The 23,411-nt window shown below is 70.1% G+C and carries 21 protein-coding genes; 5 read left to right on the plus strand and 16 right to left on the minus strand.

Annotation, left to right across the window (positions count from 1 at the left end; translation table 11 throughout):
- Positions 1–43: 43 nt before the first annotated feature.
- Together ACWCP8_RS21300 and ACWCP8_RS21305 are read left to right on the plus strand one after the other, a co-directional pair.
- Positions 44–724 carry a DUF305 domain-containing protein gene (locus ACWCP8_RS21300; RefSeq protein ID WP_352268106.1) on the plus strand — a complete coding sequence of 227 codons (681 nt, stop codon included), beginning with the start codon at positions 44–46 and terminating at the stop codon, positions 722–724.
- 78 nt (positions 725–802) lie between these two features.
- Entirely contained in the window at positions 803–2,185 is a 1,383-nt protein-coding gene (locus ACWCP8_RS21305; RefSeq protein WP_451117475.1) for an FAD-dependent oxidoreductase, read from the plus strand.
- Between the two features lie 32 nt (positions 2,186–2,217).
- Here the strand turns inward: ACWCP8_RS21305 and ACWCP8_RS21310 are convergent, their stop codons facing one another.
- Positions 2,218–2,604, minus strand: coding sequence for an ArsR/SmtB family transcription factor (locus ACWCP8_RS21310; RefSeq protein ID WP_352268109.1), 387 nt, complete (start codon positions 2,602–2,604; stop codon positions 2,218–2,220).
- Positions 2,605–2,799: 195 nt separating this feature from the next.
- Positions 2,800–3,216, minus strand: a complete 417-nt coding sequence (locus ACWCP8_RS21315) for an acyl-CoA thioesterase (protein WP_451117478.1) — start codon at positions 3,214–3,216, stop codon at positions 2,800–2,802.
- 303 nt (positions 3,217–3,519) lie between these two features.
- Between ACWCP8_RS21315 and ACWCP8_RS21320 the strand changes: the two genes are divergently transcribed.
- The 3 genes from ACWCP8_RS21320 to ACWCP8_RS21330 all read left to right on the plus strand — a co-directional run bounded on the left by ACWCP8_RS21320 (position 3,520) and on the right by ACWCP8_RS21330 (position 8,394).
- Entirely contained in the window at positions 3,520–5,280 is a 1,761-nt protein-coding gene (locus ACWCP8_RS21320; RefSeq protein ID WP_352268111.1) for a glycoside hydrolase domain-containing protein, read from the plus strand.
- A 37-nt stretch (positions 5,281–5,317) separates the two neighbouring features.
- Complete coding sequence (locus ACWCP8_RS21325; protein ID WP_451117480.1) at positions 5,318–6,397, plus strand: C40 family peptidase; 1,080 nt, start codon at positions 5,318–5,320, stop codon at positions 6,395–6,397.
- A gap of 179 nt (positions 6,398–6,576) precedes the next feature.
- On the plus strand, positions 6,577–8,394 hold the full coding sequence (locus tag ACWCP8_RS21330) for an ABC transporter substrate-binding protein (RefSeq protein ID WP_352268113.1): 1,818 nt from the start codon (positions 6,577–6,579) through the stop codon (positions 8,392–8,394).
- A gap of 128 nt (positions 8,395–8,522) precedes the next feature.
- Here the strand turns inward: ACWCP8_RS21330 and ACWCP8_RS21335 are convergent, their stop codons facing one another.
- The 14 genes from ACWCP8_RS21335 to ACWCP8_RS21400 form a co-directional block, all read right to left on the minus strand.
- The gene (locus ACWCP8_RS21335) at positions 8,523–9,962 is read right to left on the minus strand and encodes an aldehyde dehydrogenase family protein (protein WP_451117482.1); all 1,440 of its coding nucleotides are present in this window, start codon (positions 9,960–9,962) and stop codon (positions 8,523–8,525) included.
- 35 nt (positions 9,963–9,997) lie between these two features.
- Positions 9,998–10,777 carry an SDR family oxidoreductase gene (locus ACWCP8_RS21340; protein ID WP_451117484.1) on the minus strand — a complete coding sequence of 260 codons (780 nt, stop codon included), beginning with the start codon at positions 10,775–10,777 and terminating at the stop codon, positions 9,998–10,000.
- Positions 10,777–11,682 carry a dihydrodipicolinate synthase family protein gene (locus tag ACWCP8_RS21345; RefSeq protein WP_451117486.1) on the minus strand — a complete coding sequence of 302 codons (906 nt, stop codon included), beginning with the start codon at positions 11,680–11,682 and terminating at the stop codon, positions 10,777–10,779. Before ACWCP8_RS21345 ends, ACWCP8_RS21340 begins: the two co-directional genes overlap by 1 nt.
- 13 nt (positions 11,683–11,695) lie before the next feature.
- Entirely contained in the window at positions 11,696–12,493 is a 798-nt protein-coding gene (locus ACWCP8_RS21350) for an enoyl-CoA hydratase-related protein (RefSeq protein ID WP_352268117.1), read from the minus strand.
- Positions 12,490–13,677, minus strand: coding sequence for a CaiB/BaiF CoA transferase family protein (locus tag ACWCP8_RS21355; RefSeq protein ID WP_451117488.1), 1,188 nt, complete (start codon positions 13,675–13,677; stop codon positions 12,490–12,492). The genes ACWCP8_RS21350 and ACWCP8_RS21355 overlap by 4 nt, the downstream gene beginning before the upstream one ends.
- Complete coding sequence (locus ACWCP8_RS21360; protein ID WP_352268119.1) at positions 13,674–15,065, minus strand: FAD-dependent oxidoreductase; 1,392 nt, start codon at positions 15,063–15,065, stop codon at positions 13,674–13,676. Before ACWCP8_RS21360 ends, ACWCP8_RS21355 begins: the two co-directional genes overlap by 4 nt.
- 13 nt (positions 15,066–15,078) lie before the next feature.
- Positions 15,079–16,395 (minus strand): MFS transporter, encoded by a 1,317-nt coding sequence (locus ACWCP8_RS21365; protein ID WP_352268120.1) that lies wholly within the window; start codon positions 16,393–16,395, stop codon positions 15,079–15,081.
- A gap of 107 nt (positions 16,396–16,502) precedes the next feature.
- Complete coding sequence (locus ACWCP8_RS21370; RefSeq protein WP_352268121.1) at positions 16,503–17,111, minus strand: helix-turn-helix domain-containing protein; 609 nt, start codon at positions 17,109–17,111, stop codon at positions 16,503–16,505.
- A gap of 326 nt (positions 17,112–17,437) precedes the next feature.
- Complete coding sequence (locus ACWCP8_RS21375) at positions 17,438–18,376, minus strand: S66 peptidase family protein (RefSeq protein ID WP_352268123.1); 939 nt, start codon at positions 18,374–18,376, stop codon at positions 17,438–17,440.
- Positions 18,373–19,512 carry a M20/M25/M40 family metallo-hydrolase gene (locus tag ACWCP8_RS21380; RefSeq protein WP_352268125.1) on the minus strand — a complete coding sequence of 380 codons (1,140 nt, stop codon included), beginning with the start codon at positions 19,510–19,512 and terminating at the stop codon, positions 18,373–18,375. Before ACWCP8_RS21380 ends, ACWCP8_RS21375 begins: the two co-directional genes overlap by 4 nt.
- Positions 19,513–19,516: 4 nt before the next feature.
- Positions 19,517–20,647, minus strand: coding sequence for an o-succinylbenzoate synthase (gene menC, locus ACWCP8_RS21385; RefSeq protein WP_451117492.1), 1,131 nt, complete (start codon positions 20,645–20,647; stop codon positions 19,517–19,519).
- Positions 20,644–21,444 (minus strand): hypothetical protein, encoded by an 801-nt coding sequence (locus ACWCP8_RS21390; RefSeq protein WP_451117494.1) that lies wholly within the window; start codon positions 21,442–21,444, stop codon positions 20,644–20,646. Before ACWCP8_RS21390 ends, menC begins: the two co-directional genes overlap by 4 nt.
- A complete protein-coding gene (locus tag ACWCP8_RS21395) occupies positions 21,434–22,420 on the minus strand; it encodes an ABC transporter ATP-binding protein (RefSeq protein ID WP_352268129.1) in 987 nt (328 codons plus the stop codon). The genes ACWCP8_RS21390 and ACWCP8_RS21395 overlap by 11 nt, the downstream gene beginning before the upstream one ends.
- Complete coding sequence (locus ACWCP8_RS21400; RefSeq protein WP_451117496.1) at positions 22,417–23,409, minus strand: ABC transporter ATP-binding protein; 993 nt, start codon at positions 23,407–23,409, stop codon at positions 22,417–22,419. The genes ACWCP8_RS21395 and ACWCP8_RS21400 overlap by 4 nt, the downstream gene beginning before the upstream one ends.
- Positions 23,410–23,411 lie beyond the last annotated feature (2 nt).

Consider the following 23,411-nt stretch of genomic DNA (forward strand, 5'->3'; position numbering starts at 1 on the left):
TCGCGCAAGTGTGCCGAACGATTTGCAACCATCGCATATACCAATGGAGGCAGCCTTGTTGATATACCGTCAGGTTGCGCAGGTGCGCAGATCCCTGGTCGTAGCCGCCGTCGCGGCCGCCGCGCTCTCCCTCGGCGCGTGCGATGCGGGCGGCGGAGACCATGACGCGAACGCGCGGGCGGGCGGGGGCCCTTCGGTCGTTGCGCCTGGCAAGCCCGGGGAACCCGCGCAGACGCTGTCCGCCGAGGAAGCGGCGAAGGCCTCCGTGGCCGACACCCCCAACTCGGCCGACTTCCGCTACGTACAGCTGATGATCCAGCACCACGCCCAGGCGTTGGAGTTGACGGCCCTGGTGCCGTCCCGTTCTTCGTCCATCCCGGTAAAGCGGCTCGCCGAGCGCATCTCCGCAGCCCAGAAGCCGGAGATCGGCGCCATGGAAGGATGGCTCAAACACAATGGCGGCGAGAAGCACCCGGGCGGCCACGACCACGCCGGCATGCCCGGCATGGCGACGCAGGCGCAGCTGAAGCAGTTGCGCGCGGCCGAGGGCAAGGCCTTCGACGAACTCTTCCTGAAGCTGATGATCACCCACCATCAGGGAGCGATCACGATGGCGACCGAGGCCCTCTCGGAGGGGAACAACGTTCAGGTCGAGGAGATGGCGGGCGACGTCGTCGCCCAGCAGACGGTCGAGATCGACCGGATGCGCGCACTGTCCTCCTGACGCGCCGTGCGGCCGCGCCTCTCCCCTGCCCCGCCGACCGGTGCGATGCTGGAGGCACACTCCGGGAAGAGGTGCACCGTGCTCCGTGTCGCCGTCGTCGGCTCCGGACCCAGCGGGGTCTACACCGCCCAGTGTCTGGTCCAGCAGTCCCGGGTGCCCGATGTCCGGGTGGACGTGCTGGACAGGCTGCCCTGCCCGTACGGCCTCGTGCGTTACGGCGTCGCCCCCGACCACGAGAAGATCAAGTCGCTGCAGAACAGTCTGCGGACCGTCCTGGAGCACGAGCGGATCACCTTTCTCGGCAACGTCCAGGTGGGCGGGGACGGGTTGCCACCCGATCGGCTGAGCGAGCTCTACCATGCGGTGGTCTACTGCGTCGGGGCGGCGACCGACCGCGGTCTCGGCGTTCCCGGCGAGGATCTGCCCGGCAGCCACTCGGCGACCGAGTTCGTCTCGTGGTACAGCGCGCACCCCGATTCGGCTGCCGACAACTTTGCTCTGCAGGCCCGTTCGGTCGTGGTGATCGGGGTCGGCAATGTGGCGGTCGACGTGGCGCGGATCCTCGCCCGCAGCGCCGAGGAGCTGCGGCCCACCGATGTCCCGCACCCGGCGCTCGGTGCGCTGGCCGACAGCCGGGTGCGCGAGGTGCACATGGCGGGCAGGCGCGGACCGTCCCAGGCCAGGTTCACCACCAAGGAGCTGCGCGAGCTTGGCGGGCTGCCGGGGGCGCGGGTCGTGGTGGACAGGGCGGAGCTGGCCCGCGATCCGGCGTACGCCTCCGCCGGGGCGCCGCAGGATTCACCGGCGCAGCTGCCGGCGGTGGCGCGGCGCAATATCGAGGTGCTGCGCGGGTGGGCGGAAGCCGATGCCCCTGCTGCCGGCCCGGACCCGGTGCGCACGATCCACCTGCGGTTCTTTCTGCGCCCGGTCGAGCTCCTCGAACGAAACGGGCGGGTCGCCGGGGTGCGGTTCGCGCGTACCGCACCGGACGGCGGCGGAGGAATAAAGGACACCGGTGCGTACGAGGAGATCGACGCCCAGCTCGTACTGCGGGCCGTCGGCTACCGCGGGCTGCCGCTGCCCGGTCTGCCGTTCGATCCGGCCCGTGGCACCGTGCCCCACCTGGCGGGGCGGGTGCTGCGCGACGGGGTGCCGTCGCCCGGCGAGTACGTGGCGGGGTGGATCAAGCGGGGGCCGACCGGAGTGATCGGCTCGAACCGGTCGTGCGCAAAGGAGACGGTCGCGTCGCTGCTGGACGACGCACCACTGCTCGCGGGACGGCCGGCGGCCCCCGATCCGGTGGCCGCGCTGCGAGCGCGGGGACTGCAGCCGGTGGAGTGGGACGGCTGGCAGTCGATCGAGCGGGCGGAAGCGGCGCTGGGGCGGTCGCTCGGCCGTGGACCGGTGAAGATCCCGGACTGGGCGGGGCTGCTGGAGGCGGCACACAGCGACCGGCGCTGAATCGAGGACCTCGGACGGATCCGCGTGCGCTGTCAGCCTTCGCCGAGCCGGTCCGCCTGCCGGGTCGCGGCGGCGAGAACGCTGTCGAGCAGTCCGGGGAAGAGTGCTTCCAGGTCGTCGCGGCGCAGCCCGTTCATCTTGGCGGTGCCCCGGTAGGTCTGACTGATGATGCCGCTCTCGCGCAGCACCCGGAAGTGATGCGTGCTCGTGGACTTGGACACCGGCAGTTCGATACGGGAGCAGGTGAGCTCGTCCTCGGCGGCGGCCAGCTCGCGGACCACCCTCAGCCGCATCGGGTCGGAGAGTGCGTGGAGCACCGCCTCGATGCGGATCTCCTCACGTGCCGGGTGGGCCAGCACGCGGGCACCGGCGCCCGGGGCGGCGGTGCCACTCGCGGCAGTGGCGCTGGTCGCGGTCACGTCGGCTCCTGTCGTCGCTTCGTCCGGACGCTCCATGGTACGAGACCCATCGTACTTTGCTCCGCATCGCACCACGGGCACGGGACGGACAGGACGGATCCTGCCCTGTGAACGAGAGCGGGAGCCGCGCCGACGCCACGCACGAGGCGCCGGCCGTCATGCGCGCCGTCTCCCGCACGGCCCGGCCGCCTGCGGTCAGCCGCTGAGCAGGTCCGGGTTTCCGGCGAGCGAGGCGAGATGGCCGGCCGGATCGGCGATGAGTCTGCGGGCGTCCAGGTCGAGCATGCCCGCCACGCCCGTGATCTCCGCCGCGACCGTGCCGTCCTCCTTGATGATCTTCTGCGCCACCTCGAAGGTCTTCCCGCTGCCGTAGACGAACTGACAGGTCACCCGCACCCGTTCACCGCCGCGCAGCTCCCGCAGGAACTTCACCGTCACTTCGAGCGCGACCGGACCCACGCCGCCGGCCAGTAGCTTCTCCTGCGGCAGGCCGGCGGCGCGCAGCAACTCCCACCGGGCGTGCTCGGCGTACTGCAGATAGACGGCCTGGTTCAGATGTCCCTGCGTATCGAGCTCGTAGCCGCGCACCGTCACGTGAACAAAGAAGGTCATAGACGTTGCAACATCGCTGCGCAGGCCGTCATTCCCAGTGCCTTGGCTCCCGAAACTACCGTACTCGGAACTGCGATTGATGGGTTGTCATATCGAACTGCCGTACCAGCCAGTTCTGTTGGCGCGCGACATGGGTCAGGCTTGGTAAGAAATTTTCGGCAATAGGTAGTGCAGCGCAACTCAATGACGCGCTACCTTTCGCCTGCCCTGCCCACGGCGGCGCCGCACGACGATGCGAGCCGGCCCCGTGGTCCGGGTGAAAGGCGCATGTCCTGTCCATCCCAGAAGCCGACCTGGAGTGCCATGAGACTGCCCGGACCACCACGAGCGCATCTGCGCGCCGCAACCACCGTGCTCACCGCGCTGGCCGCCCTGAGCACCGCCGCCCTCGCCACCGCAGCAACACCGGCCGGCGCCGCCGACGGCGCCAAGGATGTCTCCTACCGGGGCTATCACGTACGTGTGCCCAGCAGTTGGCCGATCATCGACCTGGCCGCGCACCCCGACACCTGCGTGCGCTTCGATCGCCACGCGGTCTACCTCGGCCACGCCACCGATGCCGGTCAGGCGGGCTGCCCGGCCGGGCTGGTCGGCCGCACCGAAGCGCTGGTGATCGAACCGCTGGACGCGACCGGCCGGAAGTCGGTGGACGGATCCACCCGCATCGCGCCCGAGGGCGCCGCCAGGACCGCGGCCCCGCGGACCGGCGGTGCGCCGTCCGGGCGGATACGCCAGGCGGTGCCGGCAGCCGGAGTGCTGGTCACCGCCTCGGTGGGTGCGGACGATGCCGCCGCGCAGACCATCCTGGACAGCGCGGACCTGGACGCCGACGCCGAGGCGGTGACACTGTCCGCAGCCCCGGCGGGCCGGGCCGAGGCCATGTCCGCGTCCACCGTCGCCGCTCAGCCCGGCACGTACACGGGTCTCGGCTTCGACCCCTGCGCCGCACCGTCCAACGCGCAGATGTCCGCCTGGTCCGCCTCGCCGTTCCGGGCCATCGGGGTATACATCAGCGGCATCAGCGCCGCCTGCGACCAGCCGAACCTGACCGCGTCATGGATCCAGACGCAGACCTCGGCGGGCTGGCACATCATCCCCATCCATGTGGGACTGCAGGCGCCGTGCAACACCTTCAGCCACAAGGTGTCGTCCACCCTTGCCACCGCCGCGAGCCAGGGTCACAGCGAGGCGCAGGAAGCCGTCGCCGCCGCTGCCGCACTCGGGCTGCCGCAGGGCAGCGTGCTCTACGACGACATGGAGGCGTACGACCAGACCAACACCGCATGCAGTAACGCGGTGATGACCTTCCTCAGCGCCTGGACCGAGGAACTGCACAGCAGCGGCTACCTCTCCGGCGTCTACACCTCCGCCACCTCCATGGCCGACCTGGCAGGGGAGTACAGCACCGGCACCTACACGCTGCCGGACCACATCTGGTTCGCCCGCTGGAACGGCAAGGCCGACAACGACGCCACACCCTACGTTCCCGACGAGTACTGGGCCGACCACCAGCGCATCCACCAGCTCAGCGGGGACACCGACGAGACCTGGGGCGGCGTGACGATCAATATCGACCGCGACTACCTGGACGTCGGCGTGGGGCCGTTCGCCGGTTCCTGCACCGCGAGCCTCGACTTCTCGGCGTACGGATCGATTTCCGCGGGTTCCTCCGGCGGCCTGGTCAGCGCCGCCCAGTGCCTGCTGATGCGCCAGGGGTACTTCACCGGCACCGTGGACGGGGCCTTCGGCTCGGGCACCACAAGCGCCGTCCAGTCCTTCCAGAGCGCCAAGTCGCTGCCGGTCACCGGCACCGTCGACTCCCACACCTGGACCGCCCTGCTGTCCGCGGGCACCAGGCCGACCCTTCAGTCCGGCTCCACCGGCGCCGACGTCAAGCGCCTGCAGCGCGCGCTGATCGCGGCCCGCGGTCAGACGCTCACCATCGACGGCGACTTCGGCCCGGCGACCACCACCGCCGTCAAGGCGTACCAGACCGCCCACGGCCTGACCTCGGACGGGATCGTCGGCAATCTGACCTGGTCCGCCCTGCAAGCCGGCAAGTAACCCCCGATCCATGGCGATTCAGACTCCTGGGAGAACCATGCCTGCATACGGAAAACTCCGCCGGGCCGGCCGCGGTTTCGCGGTCGCGGCGGCAGCGGGACTGCTCGCGCTGAGCACCGCGATGCCCGCGGCGGCCGCGACCATTCCCGCACGGACCAATCTGCTCTCCTCCGACTGCCCGAGCACTGTCAAGCAGGGCCAGCTGAGCGGCTGTGTGACCGAGCTTCAGACGCTGCTCAACTTCGGCGGCGCCTCGCTGACGGTGGACGGCGACTTCGGCCCGGCGACGGCTGCGGCGGTCCAGTCCTACCAGACCTCCAAGGGCCTCGCCTCGGACGGTCTGGTCGGCCCGGCCACCAAGTCCGCGCTGTACTACGAGGACCCCACGGTCGCCATCGACCTGCGCACCCTGCGCTGCCCGGTGGACCTGGAGCCCAACGAGAACGACGGCTGCGTCACCGAGCTGCAGAACAAGCTCAACACCCACGGTGCCTCGCTGGCCGTGGACCATGTCCTCGGCACCGGCACCACCAATGCGATACGCACCTACCAGTCCTCGGTGGGGCTGGCGGCCACCGGTGTGGTGGACCCCGCCACCAAGGCGAAGCTGTACGGCGACCCGGCGCATCAGCAGCCGGCCGACCTCGGCTCGGGCCGCTACGCGGCGGTCGTCAATTTCGGCGAGCAGGCCACCGGCCAGAACATCCAGTACGTCTGGGGCGGCGGCCACGAGACGGACTTCGGCCCGTCGATCGGCATCTGCGACGGCTACGGCGGCTCGATCACACCGTGCCCGGCCGACAAGGAGGTGGGCCTGGACTGCTCGGGATTCGCCCGCTGGCTGTACTGGCGGGCGGGAGCGGGCGACATCGGCCAGACCACCAAGGACCAAGTGGTCAACCCGCGCTTCACCAAGGTCACTGCTGCCACCGCGATCCCCGGTGACCTGGTGTTCTTCGGCGGCTCGGCGTCGACCGTGCACCACGTCGGGGTCTACACCGGCACCGTGAACGGGGTGGCGATGATGGTCAACGCCCCGCAGACGGCCTCGTACGTGCGCGACGACACCGTCGCTTCGCACAGCGACCTGCTCGGTTACTACCACCTCACCGGCTGACATTCCGCTCGGTTCAGGCGGCCGGCTCCGCACCATAGGGGCCGGCCGTCGCTTTCGCAGGTGGATCTTTGTAAATTCTTGCCGTTGCTATGGACTTTGGCGCATGTCACTTACGAAGATGCACACCAGCCAATGCGCCTCCGCTGCATTCCCGTCCCCGCCCAAGGGAGTTGCCCCCTGTGAACGTGCGCATCCCGCGCAGAGCCGCCGCCGCCCTCGCCGCTCTCGCCCTGCCGATCCTCGCGCTTCCCGTGCCCGCCGCCCAAGCCGACGGAGCCGGCACCACCCTCCGGGTGACCATGGACACCTCCGGAGTGGACACCCTCAATCCCTTCCTCGCGTACTTCGACGGCGCCCTGGACATTTTCGGCCAGGTCTACCCGTCACTCAACTCGCTCCGCCCGGACGGCAGCGCGGCGCCCTACCTCGCCGACTCCTGGACCACCTCCGCCGACAAGCTCAGCTGGACCTTCAAGATCCACAAAGGTCTGAAGTGGTCCGACGGTCAGCCGATCACGGCCGAGGACGCCGCCTGGACGCTGAACCTGATCATGACGAACGAGACCGCCGCCACGGCCAACGGCTCACTGGTCCGAAACTTCTCCAAGGTCGAGGCCACCGACGCGAACACCCTGGTGATCACCACCAAGGATCCGCAGTCGAACATGCTGTACGTCTCCACCCCCAGTAGCATCCCGATCGTGCCCAAGCACATCTGGCAGAAGCACACCGGTGACCTGAAGAGCTTCAAGAACAACAGCTTCCCGCTGGTCGGTTACGGCCCCTGGAAGCTCGCCACCTACAAGACCGAGCAGTACGCCAAGCTCGACGCCAACAAGGACTTCTTCCTCGGCGCCCCCAAGTACGACCACCTGCTCGAGCAGCAGTACAAGACCACCGACGCCGCGGTGGCCGCGCTGCGCAGCGGGCAGCTCGACTATGTCACCAAGATGAACTCCACCCAGTTCAAGGCCCTGCAGAGCGAGAAGAACGTCAAGGCCTTCCAGACGCCCGGCCACCACTGGAGCGCCATCGAGATCAACGCCGGGGCGAAGACCCGTAACGGGAAAGCGATCGGCACGGCGAACCCCGTGCTCGCCGACCAGGCCGTGCGCACCGCCATCGCCTACGCGACGGACAAGAAGACGCTGGTCAAGAAGGTCCTCAACAACCTGGGTGCGCCTGGCGTGGGTTACCTGCCGCCCGCCTGGAGCCAGTGGGCGTGGACTCCCGAGCCCGGTGAGGCGACGGACTTCGACCCGGCCAAGGCCAACGCGCTGCTCGACGAGGCCGGTTACAAGAAGGGCAAGGACGGCATACGAACGGCCCCGAAGTCCGGCAAGAAACTGAATCTGCGCCTGGGTATCCACTCGGACAGCACCGGCGACGCGCAGATCTCGTCCTACGTCAAGGGCTGGCTCAAGGACATCGGCATCGAGGTCACCATCCAGCCGTTCGGCATGACCAAGCTGAACGACAACCTCGCCAAGGGCGACTGGGACATGCTGATGGACAGCTGGGGTACCGGCCCCGACCCGAGCTACATGCTCGGCATCCAGACCTGCGACACGCGCCCGCAGGACGACGGCACCAGCGGCTCCACCGACGCATTCCACTGCGACAAGAAGTACGACAGGCTCTTCCAGGAGCAGATCAAGGCCTTCGATCCGGCCGAGCGCGCTCGGATCGTCGGTCAGATGCAGGACATCCTGTACCGGCACAACCAGGACATGATCCTGTACTACGACAACGGCCTCTACGCGGCCCGTACGGACACCGTGAAGGGCCTTGTCTCCGGCAAGGCGGACGCGGCAGGCGTGATGCCCACCCAGCTGAACTTCTGGAACTACGCCAAGGCCGCCCCGGCCGCCAAGAGCGCCGACTCCTCCATGTCCACCGGAACCGTGGCCGCCGGTGTCGGTGCTGTGGCGGTGCTCGGCGTCGTCGGCGGGCTGGCGGTCCGCCGCCGCAAGGCCGGCGCGGGCGACCGCGAGTAGCCCCCGGGTCGGCACCGAGGGCGTCACGGCTTCGGCGCTCCGGCCGACGACTGAACCGCTGCGGTTGCCGGGCCCGAAGAGGCCCGGCAACCGCAGCGGTCCGCGGGATGGTGCAGCCGGCCAGTGGCTCAGTCGTCCCAGCCCAGGTAGACGGACTTGGACCAGGAGTAGAACTCGGTGGCCACGGTTCCCTGCTCCCGGTAGGTGTTGCCGGACGAATCCTTCACACCTCCGAAGGGCACGTTCAGGTCCAGTCCGGTCGTCGGGCGGTTGACCTTGATCACACCGGCCCGGACCCGCGCAGCGAACCGCTGGGCGTGGGCGAGGCTTCGGGTGCACACGCCTGCGGCCAGCCCGTACCGGGAGTCGTTGACCAGCTCGATCGCGTCGTCGAGATCCTCGGCGACGAGCACGGCCACCACAGGGCCGAAGATCTCGTCACGTGCGACGGAGCTGTCCCGGCCGACACCGGTGAGCACGGTGGGTGCCAGCATCAGGCCCTGGGGGGCGACACCGCCTGCTGCGACGGTCACGCCCTCGTCCATGGCTCGCTCGATCGCCGCCTCGATACCGGCGAGCTGTTGCTCGCTGACCACCGGGCCCATCAGCGTGCCCTCGTCCAGGCCGTTGCCCGGACGGTAGCGCTCTGCCTGCTTGGTGAGCGCCGCGACGAAGGCCTCGTACACGCCCGGGGTGCAGATGACCCGGGAGGAGGCGGTGCAGGCCTGTCCGGTGAGGGCGAAGCCGCCGGCCGCGGCGATCTGTGCGGCCTGCTCGACGTCCGCGTCGTCGAGCACCACCAAGGCGTTCTTGCCGCCCATCTCGACCTGCACCCGGCCGCGTCGCTCGTGAACGGTGCGCTCGATGTGCATGCCGACCGTCGTGGACCCGGTGAACGACACCGCCGACACCCGGGGGTCGGTCACCAGCGCTTCGCCGACGACCGGTCCGGCGCCGTGCACCACATTCAGCACACCGGCCGGCAGACCCGCCTGTGCCAGCGCATCGGCGAGGTGACGGGTCGACACCGGGGTGAGCTCGGCGGGCTTGAGGACCACCGCGTTGCCCGCGATCAGCGCCGGCGCCATCTTCCAGGCCGGGATGGCGATCGGGAAGTTCCACGGGGTGATCAGTCCGACCACGCCCAGCGCCTCGCGGCGGGTGTGCACCAGGGTGTCGGGCTGCGAGCTCGGCAGCGTCGGGCCGCCGAGCCGCCAGCCCTCGGAACCGAAGAAGCGGAACACATCGATCGCCCGGCGGACTTCGCCCCGGGCCTCGGCCAGCGTCTTGCCTTCCTCCCGCACCAGGTCACGGGCGATCTCCTCGTGACGGCCGCGCAGAATCTCCGCCGCGTCCATCAGGATGGCGCCGCGCGCGGGTGCGGGCAGTGCCGCCCAGCCCGGCTGGACGTCGCAGGCCGCCGTGACCGCAGCGTCCACGGCATCCGCGCCGGAGGCCGGCGAGACGGACACCAGGTCGGACGGGTCCGCGGGATTGCGACGCTCGTAACCGTCGCCGGGGAAGTCCTTGCCACCGATCAGGTTACTGATCCGATGCACAGTGCTCATGAATTGTGGTCCTTCATCGGGTGGGTTCCGGCCGGTCACAGGCTGCGGACGAGGCCGCCGTCGCACCGGAGTGCCGTTCCGGTGACGTACGAGGCGGGCGCGCTGCAAAGGAAGGCCGCCGCCGCGGCGAACTCCTCCGGGGTGCCGTACCGCCCGGCGGGGATGGCGGCCCGGGAGTCGGCCGCGACGTCGGCGACCGGACGCTGCTCCCGCTCGGCGCGCGCGGCGTCGAGCTGCGCGACCCGGTCGGTGGCGATCCGGCCCGGCAGCAGCAGGTTGACGGTGACTCCGTCGCGGGCGACCTCGGCGGCGAGGGTCTTGAGGTAGGCCGCGAGGGCGGCCCGGCCGGCGTTGGACAGCACCAGACCGGCCAGCGGCTCGGCGACACCGCTGGAGCCGATGGCGAGGATCCGCCCCCAGCCGCGCTGCCGCATGCCGGGCAGCACCTGTGCCACCAGACGTTGTTGGGCCAGCAGGAGCGAGTCCACGGCCGATCCGAGGTCCGTGCCCGCGCCGTCGAGGTCGACGGCGCGGCCGGGCTTCGGGCCCGGGCCGTTGAGCACCAGGATGTCCGGGTCGCCGTACGCCGCGCGGGCGGCCTCGATCAGTTCACGCGGCCCGTCCGGTGCCGTGAGGTCGGTCTGGACACCCACGGCCTCGGGCAGCCCGGCGGCGATCTCCTCGGCCAGGTCACCGCGCCGTCCGGCGACGACGACGGCGGCTCCCTCGGCCGCGAGCGCCTCGGCCACCGCGCGGCCGAGGCCACCGGTGGAGGCGGCGACGACAGCGGTACGGCCACGGATTCCGAGATCCATCACCGCACCTCCTTCTGCAGAGCGGCCAGGGCCGGCCCCAGATGCCGCTCCAGCTGCGGGACGAGCGACTCCGGCATGGCAGCGGCCGGCGGCCTCACGCCGGACTCCATGACCAGCCCGCGGCGCCGGATCGCCTCCTTGCGGACGGCGAGTCCGATTCCCGCCTGGGCCTCGAAATTGACCAGCGGCAGATACGGCAGGTACGCCTCACGGGCGGCGTCGTAGCCGCCGCTGCGCCAGGCGTCGACGCAGGCGACCAGGCCCTCCGGGCAGGAGAAACCGGTCATCGCGCCGGCCGCCCCGGCAGCCAGCTCGTCCAGCAGACCCAGCCCGCCGAGGCCGCCGAAGACGGCCACATCCAGCTCGGTGGTCAGGACCGCGACGGCCGCCGGTGTCGGCGGTGCCTCGGCCTTCACGCCGACCGCCGCGGGGACTGCCTGTACGGCACGGACCAGGTCGGCCGTACGGATGGCGACCTTGCTGGCCTCCGGGTAGTCCTGGACGACGATGCCCGCACCGGTGGCGTCGTGCACGGCGTTCAGGTGTGCGGCGACGACGCGCGGGTCCGGGGAGTTGACCTGGACCATGAGCCCGGCGAGGCGCTCCCCGACCACCTCGCGTACCAGCCGGGCCTCCTCGATCACCGGCGCCGTGGCGAGTCCGGTGACGCCGACGACGAGCGGCAGTTCCACGGATGCGGCAACCACCTCGAGCACCGTGCGGCGCTCCTCGGCGGACAGCCGGGCGGCCTCGCCGAAGACGCCTAGCACGGTGAGACCGGTGACACCGATCCCCTCGTAGTGCTTCACCAGCCGGGACAGGCTGGTCTCGTCGACCTCCAGGGACGGGCCGAGGAACGGTGTGGCGACCACTCCCCAGACGCCGGAGGACAAATTGTCGACCATGAGTTGCTCTCCTTTACCGGCCGGGCCAGACGGGCGCGCGCTTCTCCTGGAAGGCGAGCACGCCCTCCTTGCCGTCCTCGCTGTCCAGCGCCTCGGTGAGGGCGGGCAGCCGCATCGCATGGGCCTCCCGCGCCGACAGGTGCTCGGTGCGCTGCACCATCTGCTTGATGGCGCGCAGCGAGGTGGGGGCACAGGCGAGGATGTCGGCGACCCAGCGGTCGACGGCCTCGTCCAGCTCGTCGGCCGGCACGACCTCGTTGACCAGCCCCATGCGGTGCAGTTCGGCCGCGGGCACCTTGCGGCCGGTGAGCAGCAGACCCATGGCCTGAGTGTGCTGCAGCCGGCGGACGAGCCGGAAGACGCCGCCGTCTAGCGGAATCCGGCCGACCCGCGGTTCGGTGAGGCCGAACCTGGCGCTCTCGGCGGCCACGACGATGTCGCAGCCGAGCACCATCTCCATGCCGCCGCCGAGCGCGTAGCCGTTGACCCGGGCGATGACCGGGACGTCGAGGCTGGTGCGCAGGCTCAGACCGCCGAAGCCGTTGGGGTCGAGGTCGGCCCAGTACTGCAGGCCGGTCTTGTCGACCGCGTCGGCGGACATGTCGGCGCCGACGCAGAACGCCCGGTCGCCGTCGCCGGTGACCACGACGACGCGGACCTCTCGGTCGGACTCGATCTCGGCCCAGATCTCGTTGAGCCGGGCCAGTGTCCTGGCGTCGACGGCGTTGAGTACCTTGGGACGGCTGATGGTGACCCGGGCGACGTGCCCGTCGCGCTCGTGGCGCACCTCGTCGGTGTACGGGTCGCTCATCGCAGTATGCCCTTCTCGCGCAGTACGGCTATCTGCTGCATGTCGTAGCCGAGTTCGCCGAGGATCTCCTCGCCGTGCTCGCCCAGCTGCGGCGGCACCCGGCGGACGCTGGCCGCGCCCTCGGACAGGTGGATCGGTGCGTTGAGCGCGCGGATGCGGCCCGCGACCGGGTGGTCCATCTCGACGATCATGTTGTTGACCGCGGTCTGTTCGTCGTCCAGCGTCTGCTCCAGACTGCGCACCGGGGCGCAGAGGATGTCCTCCTCCTCCAGGCGCTTGACCCAGTAGTCGGTGGATTTGTCTGCGACCGCCTCGGCGAAGATGCGCTGCAGCTCGGGCCTGTGGGTGAACTGCTTCTCGAGAGTGTCGAACTCGGCGCGCCGGCTCAGGTCCTCGTCGAGCTCCAGGGCGCGGCTGATGTGGTACAGCGGGTTGGCCTTGAAGCCGCCGACCATGATCAGTGCACCGTCGACGGTGGGAAGCACGGCGGTGAGCGGCATGGCGGCCCAGTTGATCTCGGATCCGCGGTTGAGCTGCTGGCACGCCTCCTGCATCTGCATGTGGAGCATGGAGTCGTACATCGACACCTCGACCTTCTGCCCCTCGCCCGTCCGGTCCCGATGCAGCAGGGCCAGCAGGATTCCCTGGAGCAGGTGCATGCCGGTGGTGTAGTCGCACAGCGTGGTCGGGTAGAGCGTCACGGGGTCGTCGTCGGCGACCCGGCGCCACATCACACCGCTGTACGCCTGGGCGATGGCGTCCTGGCCGCCCTTGTGCGCGTAAGGCCCCGAGGTGCCGAAGCCGGTTCCGGATGCCCAGATGATCCGCGGACTCAGCTCCCGAAGCGCCTCGTAACCGAGGCCGAGACGCTCCATGACACCGGCCCGGAAGTTGCTGACCACGACATCGGCGCCGCGCACCAGCTCCTGGACGGCCTTGAGGCCCTCCTCGGTACGGGTGTCGATGCTGATGCTCCGCTTGTTGCGGTTGATCGACAGGAAGATGGGGTTGTCCAGGCCCGCCGGGTCCGGAATCGAGGTACGGGCGATGTCGCCGGTACCGGGCCGCTCCACCTTGATCACATCTGCACCGTAGTCGCCGAGCAACTGCGTGCACGACGGGCCCATGAAGACCTGGGTGAAATCGACGACGGTGATGCCGCTCAGTGGCTGTACGGTGCTCATGCGCCGGCCTCCATGGTCGCGTCGACGGTCGCGTTCTCGGCGGGGATGTCGCCCGGGTCGGCGCCCTGGTCGCGCATTCGGCTCTGGATCACGGCCGGGTCGACGTCCCGCACCAGCACGCCCTGTTCGACCGCGGTCGCCGCGGCGATACCGGCGGCCTGCCCCATGGCCATGCAGGGCGGAATCTCGCGCGAGATGCGCTGTGCCTCGGGGGTGGCCGAGTAGTGACGGCCGGCGACCAGCAACTGGTCGACGCCGCGCGGCAGAAGCGAGCGGTACGGCGTGTAGTAGTCACGGCCGCGCGAGACGCTGTCGGCGAAGTGGCGGCGGGACGTGACGTCGTCCTTGGTGACGACGTACTCGCCCTGCAGCAGACGGGTCTGGCGGACACCCATCTGCTCGGCGACATCGAGCAGATACGCACTCTCGAAGCCCGGCAGGTCCGACCTGATGTGGTCGAGCACGTTGCCGATACGGCTCCGCGCCTCGAACTCGGCCTCGGTGAGCGACTCCGGGTCGGTGCCGTCGAAGCCGGTCATGTGCGGCGCGTTGCACCACACCACACCGGGCACGGGCGTCTTGAGCCACCACAGCTCCCAGGCGCCGCCGAGCAGCCGCTTGATCTTGCGGTTGATCGCGCGGGCCTCCCGCGGGTTCTCCTGCTCGAAGCGCTCCGCAGCCGCGGTGTCCACACCGCCGAGCCGGAAGACCAGGGTGACGAGGTAGTTGTCCTTGTCGTACGTGGCGCCGGCGCGGGAGGCCACGTCGATGTCACCGGTGGTGTCGATGACGACATCGCCCATGACCGCCTGCGGACCGGACTTGGTCTCGCACACGACGCCCTTGACCGCCCCGTCCTGGACGATCGGCCGCGAGAACCAGCTGTGCAGCCGGAGGTCGACCCCGCTCTCGCGGACGAGGTCGTTGGACACGCGCTTCCAGCCGTCGGGGTCGAAGGCGACCGCGTAGCAGATCGGCTTGGGGCTGGTGTGGGAGTGGAAGTCGAATGCCCCCCAGCGGCCCCACTTGTTCCACATCTCCTGGGAGGAGACGCGCTCCTCGGCCGGCGGGTAGACCGCGAGTCCCAGCTTGGCCATCCGCTCGACGTACTCGTCGACGATGCCGGTGACCGTGATCTCATTGCCGTTGATCATGTCGTCCAGGACGAGGACCATGCCGCCGGAGGCGAGTCCGCCGAGCGCCGAGTAGCGCTCCAGCAGTGTCACGCTCGCCCCGCTGCGGGCGGCGGAGACCGCGGCGCTCACACCGGCGGGGCCGCCGCCGACCACGACCACGTCCGAACGCCGGACGACCGGCGCCTCGATGGCGTCAAGTGTGACGGACTGTCCGTGGACAAGTGCGCCGGACGGCGCGGCTGTTGTGGACATGGTGGGACTCCTTTCAGCTTCCGGCGCGAACGGAACCGCGGCGGAAGGCGAGCATGTAGAGCAGAACGCTGAGCAGGCACAGCACGGCGACGTAGACGGGGAAGGCCCATCCGGCGCCGGCGTCCTGCAGCCACAGCAGTACGTACGGGGCGGTGCCGCCGAAGCCGGCGACGCCGACTGCGTAGCCGAGACCGACGCCGGTGACGCGACAGCTCGTCGGCATCAAGGTGGCGGACACCGTGTTGTAGAGGCCCATCGTGAAGGCCAGTACCGGGGCGCCCACCAGCATCACGAGGGCGAAGGTGGTCATCCCCTTGCCCTGGTAGGCGAGGACGACGAACAGCAGGGGGACGACCGCGAGGCGGGTGACGATGAACGTCCGCGAGATCCGCTTCCGGTCGGCGAGCCGGCCGACCAGAGGGTAGAGCACGCCGACGACCACGCCCGACAGGGTGGTGACCGCGAACACGGTGCTGGGGTCCTCCGCGTATGCGGAGCGGGCCAGGTTGGGCAGCCCGGTGGTCCAGGTATAGTTGATCGCCTGGGCGGCTGCGACGACGAAGATGATGGTGAGCAGTGCCAGCTTGTGGTGGGCGACCTCTGCCCACACCTCCCCCGTCTTCCGGGGCTTCCCGGCGGTGTCGGGGTCCGCGGCCTCGGCCGCGGTGTGCAGGGTCTCCGGCAGGGAGCGGCGCAGCCAGAGGAAGAAGAGGCCGCCCAGCGCGCCGATCACGAACGGGATGCGCCAGCCCCAGTCACCCATGACCTCGGGGCCGACGGCCTCGCTGGTGAGGAAGCAGACCAGTGACGCCGCAACGATGCCTACCTGGACGTAGATGCTGATATTGCTGCCGAAGCGGGCGGTGCGGCCCTCCGGCGCCATCTCCACGATGTAGGCGGAGTTGAGCGGTGCCTCGATGCCGGTGGACAGGCCTTGCAGGATCCGGCAGCCGAGGAGGATCGCTCCTGCCCACGCGCCGATGACCGCGTGGGTGGGCAGTACGGCGATGACGGTGGTGGTGAGGACCATCGATCCGATGGACAGCAGCATGACCAGCCGCCTGCCCAGGCGGTCGGCCAGGGTGCCGAACACGATGGCGCCCAGCGGCCGTGCGGCGAACCCCACCGCGAAGACGGCCAGGGCGGACATGGTGGATGAAAGGCCGTCGGTGGAGGGGAAGAACTGCGGTCCTATGGAGGACGCGAGCAGGCCGTAAACCATCCAGTCGTACCACTCGACGGCGTTGCCGCCGCCGAGGGCCAGCAGTGCGCGCCGCTGGGAGAGGGGAGTACGGACTGCGGTAGCTGATCTTTCGTGGAGCGATGCCATAGCGGGGGCACCTCGCGGTGAAAGGCGCACGGCTCAGGCCGTGCGGGACCTGCGCCCGGGCCGACGGCCGGGGCGTTGAGGGAGCGGAGTACGGCGGAGGCCGGGGCCTACCAGCTGGGCGGGGTGATGACCCAGACGGAAGTGGACGGCTCGTCGCCGGGGTTGGCGTACCAGTGCGGGACGCTCGACGAGTACGTGATCGAGTCACCGGCCTCGAGCCGGTGCCGGACGCCGTCGAGATAGACGTCCTTGACGCCGGAGAGAACGATCCCGAACTCTTCGCCGTTGTGGCGGAAGGGGGTGCTGCTGGTGTCATGCCCCGGCTGGGTCTCGACCCAGAGGACCTCGAGCGCGCCGTTCAGCGTAGGGGTGAGCAGCTCGTAGCTGGCGTCGTCGGGTCCATCGGTACCGTGGAAATCGAGAGTGCGCCGTTCGGCACGCCGCACCACGGGGCTGATCTGTTCGGTCAGGTGGAAGAGCCTGCCGATGGGGATGTCCAGCCCGTGCGCGATCTGGACCAGGGTGGCAAAGGACGGATTGCCCTTGCCTCGTTCGATCTGACTGATGAGGCCGGTACTCACACCGGATCCTCGGCTGAGGTCGTCGAGGGTGTAACCGGCCTGCTTGCGCAGTACCTTGATCTGGATTCCCACTGTGGCGACGAGCGCGTCCAGATCCGGCTGACCGTCCTGGGGTACGTAGGTTGCGTCACTCACAGCTTCGACCTGCCTCGGTGGCGTGGGGAGGGAAGGAGCTTCGCCGTTGAACAACAAGCGCTTCGGCGGAGCGTGTGCGGCCTCGGCGACCCGGGCTTGGTCATATTGAAGAGCTTCACTGGATTGAAAACAACCCTTCAGAGTGAAGAACTTCAACTGAATGAGCGGTGGTCCGTATCGCGTCCGGTGCAACGGTCGCCCACGAATGATCAGGCCTGGTGCAGGACATGCTGAAGCGGCGAGGAACTTCTCCCCGCCGCTTCTGCACTTCTCCATCCGGTGTTCCAGGCCACCGCCCGAAGGGCACCTGACCGCCGTCGGTCCGTTCAGGCGAGCACCGGTCCGTCGAAGGTGAGCGTGCCCCCGTCGGCGTCGAGGCGGGCCCGGACGCCGACCGGGAAGGTCTGCATCGGGACGCCGTGGCCGATGTCGGCGCCGGCCAGGACGGGGGCGCCGAGATCGCCGAGCCGGTCGATGAGCAGGGCGTCGATCTCGGCCGGGTCACCGCAGCCGGTGAAGGTGCCGCAGAGGATGCCCGCGACCCCGTCGAGGTAGCCGGACCGGCGCAGCTGGGTGAGGATGCGGTCCAGCCGGTACGGCTCCTCGTCGACGTCCTCCAGGAAGAGGATGCCGCCGCGTGCCGGGCGCGAGGTGGAGGTCGCGAGCGAGGAGCAGAGCAGGCTCGCGGTGCCGCCGAGCGTGGTGCCCTCGGCCGCGCCGCCCACCAGGGTACGGGCCGCGGGGAAGGTGAGCAGGGTGGCCTCGGACGGGGTGAAGAGGGTCCTGGCCAAGGAGTCGAAGGCGTACGAACCAGGGGTGAAGTCGTCCGAGACGGGCATCGGGCCGAACAGCGACACCCAGCCCAGGTGCACCGAGACCGCCTCGATGAGCGCGGTGACGTCCGAGTAGCCGACGAGCACACGCGGCGTGGGGGTGCCCAGGGAAGCGAAGTCGATGCCCTCAAGGGTGCGTTGGGCGCCGTATCCGCCGCGGGCCATGAAGACGGCACGGTAGCGGGGGTCGGTGAGAGCGGTGGTCAGGTCGGCGGCGCGGGTGGCGTCGTCGCCCGCGAGATAGTCGAGAGGGACGCCGGCGGCGCGCGCGGAGGGCAGCACGTCGACGATCAGGCCGAGACTCTCCAGGGCCGCGACGCCCTTCTCCAGGTCCTCGGCGCGCGGCGCGCCCGAGGCGGCGGTGACGGCGACCCGGTCACCTGCTCCGAGAGCGGGCGGGCGGAGCAGGCCTGTGTTTTCGGGGGAGGTCATGCGGACTCCTCGGGTGCGATGAAGTAGGCGGCGAGCAGAGTGGCGCGGTCCAGCAGTGAGGCGACCGAGGCGCGTTCGGACATGGAGTGGGCGCCCGCACCGTCCGGGCCGAGGCCGTCGGTGGTGGGGATGCCGAGCGAACCGGTGAGATTGGTGTCACCGGCGCCGCCCGAGGTGCCGGTGAGCAGATGGGTGCCCCGCTCGGCGGCGAGCGAGGCGAGTCGCGCGGCGAGGGGGTTGGCCGGGTCGCGCTCCCAGGCGGGGCGGTACGACAGCCGGGTGACGGTCACCTTTGCGCCGGGGCGGACGGGAGTGAGGGCGTCGAGGGCGCCCAGTACGGCGGTCTCGGCGGCAGGAGTGGCGAAGCGCAGGCCGACCTCGGCCGAGGCCGTACCCGCGACGACGTTGGCGCGGGTGCCGCCGCTGATGGTGCCGATGTTGAACTCGGCGGCGGGCGGCGGCGGGACGGCCCCCCGTACAGCGGCGATCTGGTCGATGAGCTCGTCGATCGCGGAGGTGCCGAGCGAGGCGTCGAGCCCGGCGTGCGCCTCCACGCCCTGGACGTCGATGCGCACCCGGGCCACTCCCCGCCTGCCGGTCTTCAGTGTGCCGCCGGGCAGCGGCGGTTCGAAGCCGAGGGCTGCGAAGGCGCCCTCGGCGTGGACGGCGATGATGCGGCGGCCGTCCGGGGAGCCGATCTCCTCGTCGTTGACGACGACCAGGCGTACTGGGCGGGACGGGGACAGGCCCTGTTCGCGAAGGAGAGCGAAGGCCAGCTCGATGGCGACGAGGGAGCCCTTCATGTCGTACACGCCGGGGCCGGTGACGGTGTCGCCGTCCTCGTGGAGCGTGAAGGGGCGCTCGACGGTGGTGCCGACGGGAAGGACGGTGTCGCTGTGGCCGATGAGGAGTATGTGTGCGTCATCGGGGGCCGCGCCCGGCCACTCGCAGACCAGGTGGTCGCCGTGCGGTCCGCTCTCGCGGGTGACCCGGGCTCCGAGAGCCCGATAGGCCTGCTCCAGATCGGCGTTGACGATCCGGAGGAGTTCGGGTTCCCCGGACGGGCTCTCGGCCATGACGAGGGTTTCCAGGCGGGCGAGTGCCCGCTCGCGCAGTTGCTCGGCGTCGAAGCGCATCGGTTCAGCCTTCCTTCAGTACGGCGTGCCGCAACCGGTTCGCCCGGATCAGGGACTCGTCGACATGGACACCGAGGCCCGGGCGGGCGTCGGGCACCGGGACCAGGCCCTCGGTGGCACGGATCGGCGGGGTGACGATGTCCTGGCGGTAGTACTTGTCGGAGCCGGAGACGTCCGAGGGCAGCGTGAAGCCCGGCAGCGAGGCGACGGCGAGGTTGGCCGCGCGCCCGATGCCGAACTCGTGCATTCCTCCGCACCACACCGGGATTCCGGCCTCGCGGCATACATCGTGCACCGCGACGGACGGTCCGATTCCGCCGAGCCGGGACACCTTGATGTTGACGATGTCGGCGGCGCCCAGGTGCAGTGCGGTGGCCAGTACGGCGGGGGAGGTGATCGACTCGTCGAGACAGACGGGGGTGTCGAGCCGGGCGGCGAGGCCGGCGTGGCCGAGCAGGTCGTCCTCGGCGAAGGGCTGCTCGATCATCAGCAGGCCCTGGTCGTCGAGGGCGGTGAGGGCGGCCAGGTGCTCGGCGCAGTCGGCCCGGTAGCCGGTGTTGGCGTCGACCTGGAGAGCGATACCGGGGAAGGCCGCGCGTACCGCCCGTACCGGCTCGAGGTCCCAGCCCGGGCGGCACTTGAGCTTGATGCGGCGGTAGCCGTCGCCGACATGCCGGGCGACCTGGTCCAGCAGAGCGTCGACGGTCGGCTCGATGCCGAGACTGACACCCGCGCTGATCCTCTCGGCCGTGCCACCGACGAGGGTGGAGAGGGTCTCGCCACGGGCCTGCCCGTACAGATCCCAGCAGGCCATGTCGAGCCCGGCGCGGGCGAAGTGGTTGCCCGAGAGGCGGGTGGTGAGGCCCGCCGCGTCGTCGGGGTGCTCCCAGGGGTGGCCCAGGACCATGGAGGCGAGGTGCTCGCTCAGTACGTACCAGCAGCTCTCGGTGGATTCGCTGCAGTAGTACGGGTCGCTGGGCGAGGCGCACTCGCCCCAGCCGACCGTGCCGTCGGATGCGGTCGCCCTGACCACGATGTGGTCGAGGTGCGACTTGCGGTGGGAGCTGGTCTCGAACTCATGGATCAAGTCCAGCCGTACAAGGGAGAGTTCGATCTCGGTGATGGTGATCGTCATGAGGCGCCCTCCTGGTCGGTGCCGCGCGGAACGAACCGGTAGACCGCGAGGTCGCCGGTGACACGCAGGCAGGAGACCCCGACATGGGTGGTCAGGGCCTCGGTGAAAGTTTCCCTGAGCGAGGTGCGCAGTGCGGCGGCGGCGGACGCTCCTATGGCGGTGCGGTGCATATCCCAGCGGGCCGGTACGGCGATCAGCAGGTCGTCGCCCTCGGCCAGACACTCGCCGGGTTGCCAGGCTCGGTCGGGTAGACCGGGCTGGACCCTGGCCGATCGCGTCAGGTCCCAGTCGAGGAGGAACCGGTCGGTGGGCTCGCCCGCGTCGTCGCCGAAGCCCTCACCGCCGTACATCGACGGTTTGAGTACGCGGACCCGCCCGCCGAGCACATCCAGATTGAAGTGCGCGTTACGGGTCTTCAGGGGGTCGTAGGACCAGCGGATACGGGTCAGTCCCATGGCCAGCGTCCGCTCGCGCTGGGCGTGCTTGAGGAGCCGGCCCACCCCCTGCCCCTGGAGGTGGCGGGCGACCACGGCGAGCTGCGAGAACTGGAACAGCTCGCCGCCCCCCTCGCGGGCCAGGAAGCTGTATGCGAATCCGACCGGCCGCGCCAGGTCGCCGTCGCCCTCGTACGCGGCGACGACGATGCCTCCGTTGGACTGCAGCGCGGTCAGCAACCGGGGGTTGAGGCCCCCGTCCGACGGCCGCAGCCCCATCACCTCGGTATACAGGCCGATGCAGGCCGCCATGGCGGCAGAACCATCGACGTCGCGTACGACGAGTGCGGGGTCAGCGGCCATGGGCGAGATGGCAGGCCGCCTGGGCGAGCGCCGGGTCGGCGGTCAGTACGGGCAGCTCGCGTGTGTCGCAGCCGGCGGCGGCCCGCTCGGCGCCCTCCAGTTCCGGCCAGAGTGGGCAACGCGGGTGGAAGCGGCAGCCGGACGGAATGCGGGTCGGGTCCGGGGGCTCGCCGGTCAGTACGGTCGGCCGCTGGTCGCGTCCGGCCTCGGGCAGCACCGAGAGCAGGGCCTTGGTGTACGGGTGCTTGGGGTGCAGCAGCACTTCCTCGACGGTGCCGACCTCGACGATCCGGCCGAGGTACATCACGGCGACCCGGTCGGCGATGTTCCAGGCCAGGCCCAGGTCGTGGCTGACGACCAGGGCGGACAGGCCGAGGCTGTCACGGAGTTCGAGAATCAGCTTGAGGATCTCGCCGCGCACCGAGGCGTCGAGGGACGCGACCGGCTCGTCGGCGACGATCACCGAGGGGTTCAGGGCCAGGGCGCCCGCGATGACGACGCGCTGCTGCTGGCCGCCGGACATCTCGTGCGGGAAGCGGTGCAGGAACCGCTCCGGAGGACGCAGTCCGGCACGCGAAAGAGCCGTGTGCACACGGGAGTTGAGCTCCTCCGTGATGCCGTGCAGCCGGGGCCCCTCGGCGACGGCGTCGTACACGTTCTGCCGTGGGTTGAGGGCGCCGCCCGGGTCCTGAAGTACCAGCTGGGCATGGCGGCGGTACTCCTTGAGCGCCCGGGCCGAGTAGGCGAGGGGCTTGCCCTGGTAGCGGATCTCGCCGCTGGTGGGCCTGATGAGGCCGACGAGCGCGCGGGCGAGGGTGGACTTGCCGCAGCCCGACTCGCCGATCAGGGCCACGATCTCGCCCTGGCCGACGGTCAGGTTGGCTCCGTCCACGGCGCGGGCGGGACCACGGCCTGCGCGCGCCGGGTAGGTGATGCGGAGGTCGCTGACCTCCAGGGCCGGGGCGGCGGTGCTCATGCCTGGCTCCCTTCGGTTACGGGGGTGTGGGCGTCCAGAACGCGCAGACAGGCGGCGCTGCGCCGATCGCCCGCGGGCCACAGCTCGACGGCCTTCGTACGGCAGGCGTCGACGGCGTGCACACAGCGCGGGACGAAGGCGCAGCCCGCGCCGAGCGCCGAGACGTCCGGCGGGTCGCCGGGCAGTCCGGAGGGCGCGAACCGGGACGCGGGGTCGCCGATGGTGGGGAACGCCCTGGCCAGTGCGTCGGTGTACGGGTGCCGGGGATCTTCGATGACCTGCCGCGAAGGGCCGGTCTCGACGATCTCGCCGGCGTACATCACGGCGAGCCGTCCGCACATCTCGGAGAGCACCGAGAGGTCGTGGCTGATCATGATGACGCCGACGCCGGAGTTCCGTACCAGCTCGGTGAAGAGCTCCATGATCTGCGCCTGCACCATCACATCGAGGGCGGTGGTGGGCTCGTCGGCGATGATCAGGTCGGGGCGGCAGGCTAGTGCCATGGCGATCATGATGCGCTGGCGCTGGCCGCCGGAGAACTCGTGCGGGTAACTGCCCATGCGCTGCCGCGATATGCCGACGCTGTCGAGCAGTTCGGCGGCGCGTTCGCGGGCGGTGCGCGGGGACACCTTCTCGTGGAGCAGGATCGGCTCGCAGATCTGCTCGCCGATGGGGCGCACCGGGTTGAGGGCACTCATGGCGCCCTGGAAGACCACGGATGCGCCGTTCCAGCGCACGGTGCGCAATGCGGACCACTTGGCGGTGAGCAGGTCCTCGCCTTCGTACAGCACCTGCCCGGTGACCTTGGCGCTCTTGGGCAGCAGCCGCAGCAGGCTGAGCACCATGGTGGACTTGCCGGAGCCGGACTCGCCGGCCACGCCGAGGGTCTCGCCCCGGTCCAGGGTGAAGCTGACACCGCGCACGGCGGGAATGAGGCTGTCGCCGTCGCGGTAGGTGACGGAGAGGTCGCGTACGTCGAGCAGGGTCATGG

Source organism: Streptomyces sp. NPDC002206 (assembly GCF_053593595.1).

Excerpts from the sequence above, each read along its gene's own strand:
- ACWCP8_RS21395 (WP_352268129.1), bottom strand. The coding sequence starts at position 22,420 with ATGAGCACCGCCGCCCCGGCCCTGGAGGTCAGCGACCTCCGCATCACC.
- ACWCP8_RS21365 (WP_352268120.1), bottom strand. The coding sequence starts at position 16,395 with ATGGCATCGCTCCACGAAAGATCAGCTACCGCAGTCCGTACTCCCCTC.
- ACWCP8_RS21320 (WP_352268111.1), top strand. The coding sequence starts at position 3,520 with ATGAGACTGCCCGGACCACCACGAGCGCATCTGCGCGCCGCAACCACC.
- ACWCP8_RS21300 (WP_352268106.1), top strand. The coding sequence starts at position 44 with ATGGAGGCAGCCTTGTTGATATACCGTCAGGTTGCGCAGGTGCGCAGA.
- ACWCP8_RS21375 (WP_352268123.1), bottom strand. The coding sequence starts at position 18,376 with ATGACCTCCCCCGAAAACACAGGCCTGCTCCGCCCGCCCGCTCTCGGA.
- ACWCP8_RS21360 (WP_352268119.1), bottom strand. The coding sequence starts at position 15,065 with ATGTCCACAACAGCCGCGCCGTCCGGCGCACTTGTCCACGGACAGTCC.
- menC (WP_451117492.1), bottom strand. The coding sequence starts at position 20,647 with ATGACGATCACCATCACCGAGATCGAACTCTCCCTTGTACGGCTGGAC.
- ACWCP8_RS21345 (WP_451117486.1), bottom strand. The coding sequence starts at position 11,682 with ATGGTCGACAATTTGTCCTCCGGCGTCTGGGGAGTGGTCGCCACACCG.
- ACWCP8_RS21400 (WP_451117496.1), bottom strand. The coding sequence starts at position 23,409 with ATGACCCTGCTCGACGTACGCGACCTCTCCGTCACCTACCGCGACGGC.
- ACWCP8_RS21340 (WP_451117484.1), bottom strand. The coding sequence starts at position 10,777 with ATGGATCTCGGAATCCGTGGCCGTACCGCTGTCGTCGCCGCCTCCACC.
- ACWCP8_RS21390 (WP_451117494.1), bottom strand. The coding sequence starts at position 21,444 with ATGGCCGCTGACCCCGCACTCGTCGTACGCGACGTCGATGGTTCTGCC.
- ACWCP8_RS21350 (WP_352268117.1), bottom strand. The coding sequence starts at position 12,493 with ATGAGCGACCCGTACACCGACGAGGTGCGCCACGAGCGCGACGGGCAC.
- ACWCP8_RS21315 (WP_451117478.1), bottom strand. The coding sequence starts at position 3,216 with ATGACCTTCTTTGTTCACGTGACGGTGCGCGGCTACGAGCTCGATACG.
- ACWCP8_RS21335 (WP_451117482.1), bottom strand. The coding sequence starts at position 9,962 with ATGAGCACTGTGCATCGGATCAGTAACCTGATCGGTGGCAAGGACTTC.
- ACWCP8_RS21325 (WP_451117480.1), top strand. The coding sequence starts at position 5,318 with ATGCCTGCATACGGAAAACTCCGCCGGGCCGGCCGCGGTTTCGCGGTC.
- ACWCP8_RS21355 (WP_451117488.1), bottom strand. The coding sequence starts at position 13,677 with ATGAGCACCGTACAGCCACTGAGCGGCATCACCGTCGTCGATTTCACC.
- ACWCP8_RS21380 (WP_352268125.1), bottom strand. The coding sequence starts at position 19,512 with ATGCGCTTCGACGCCGAGCAACTGCGCGAGCGGGCACTCGCCCGCCTG.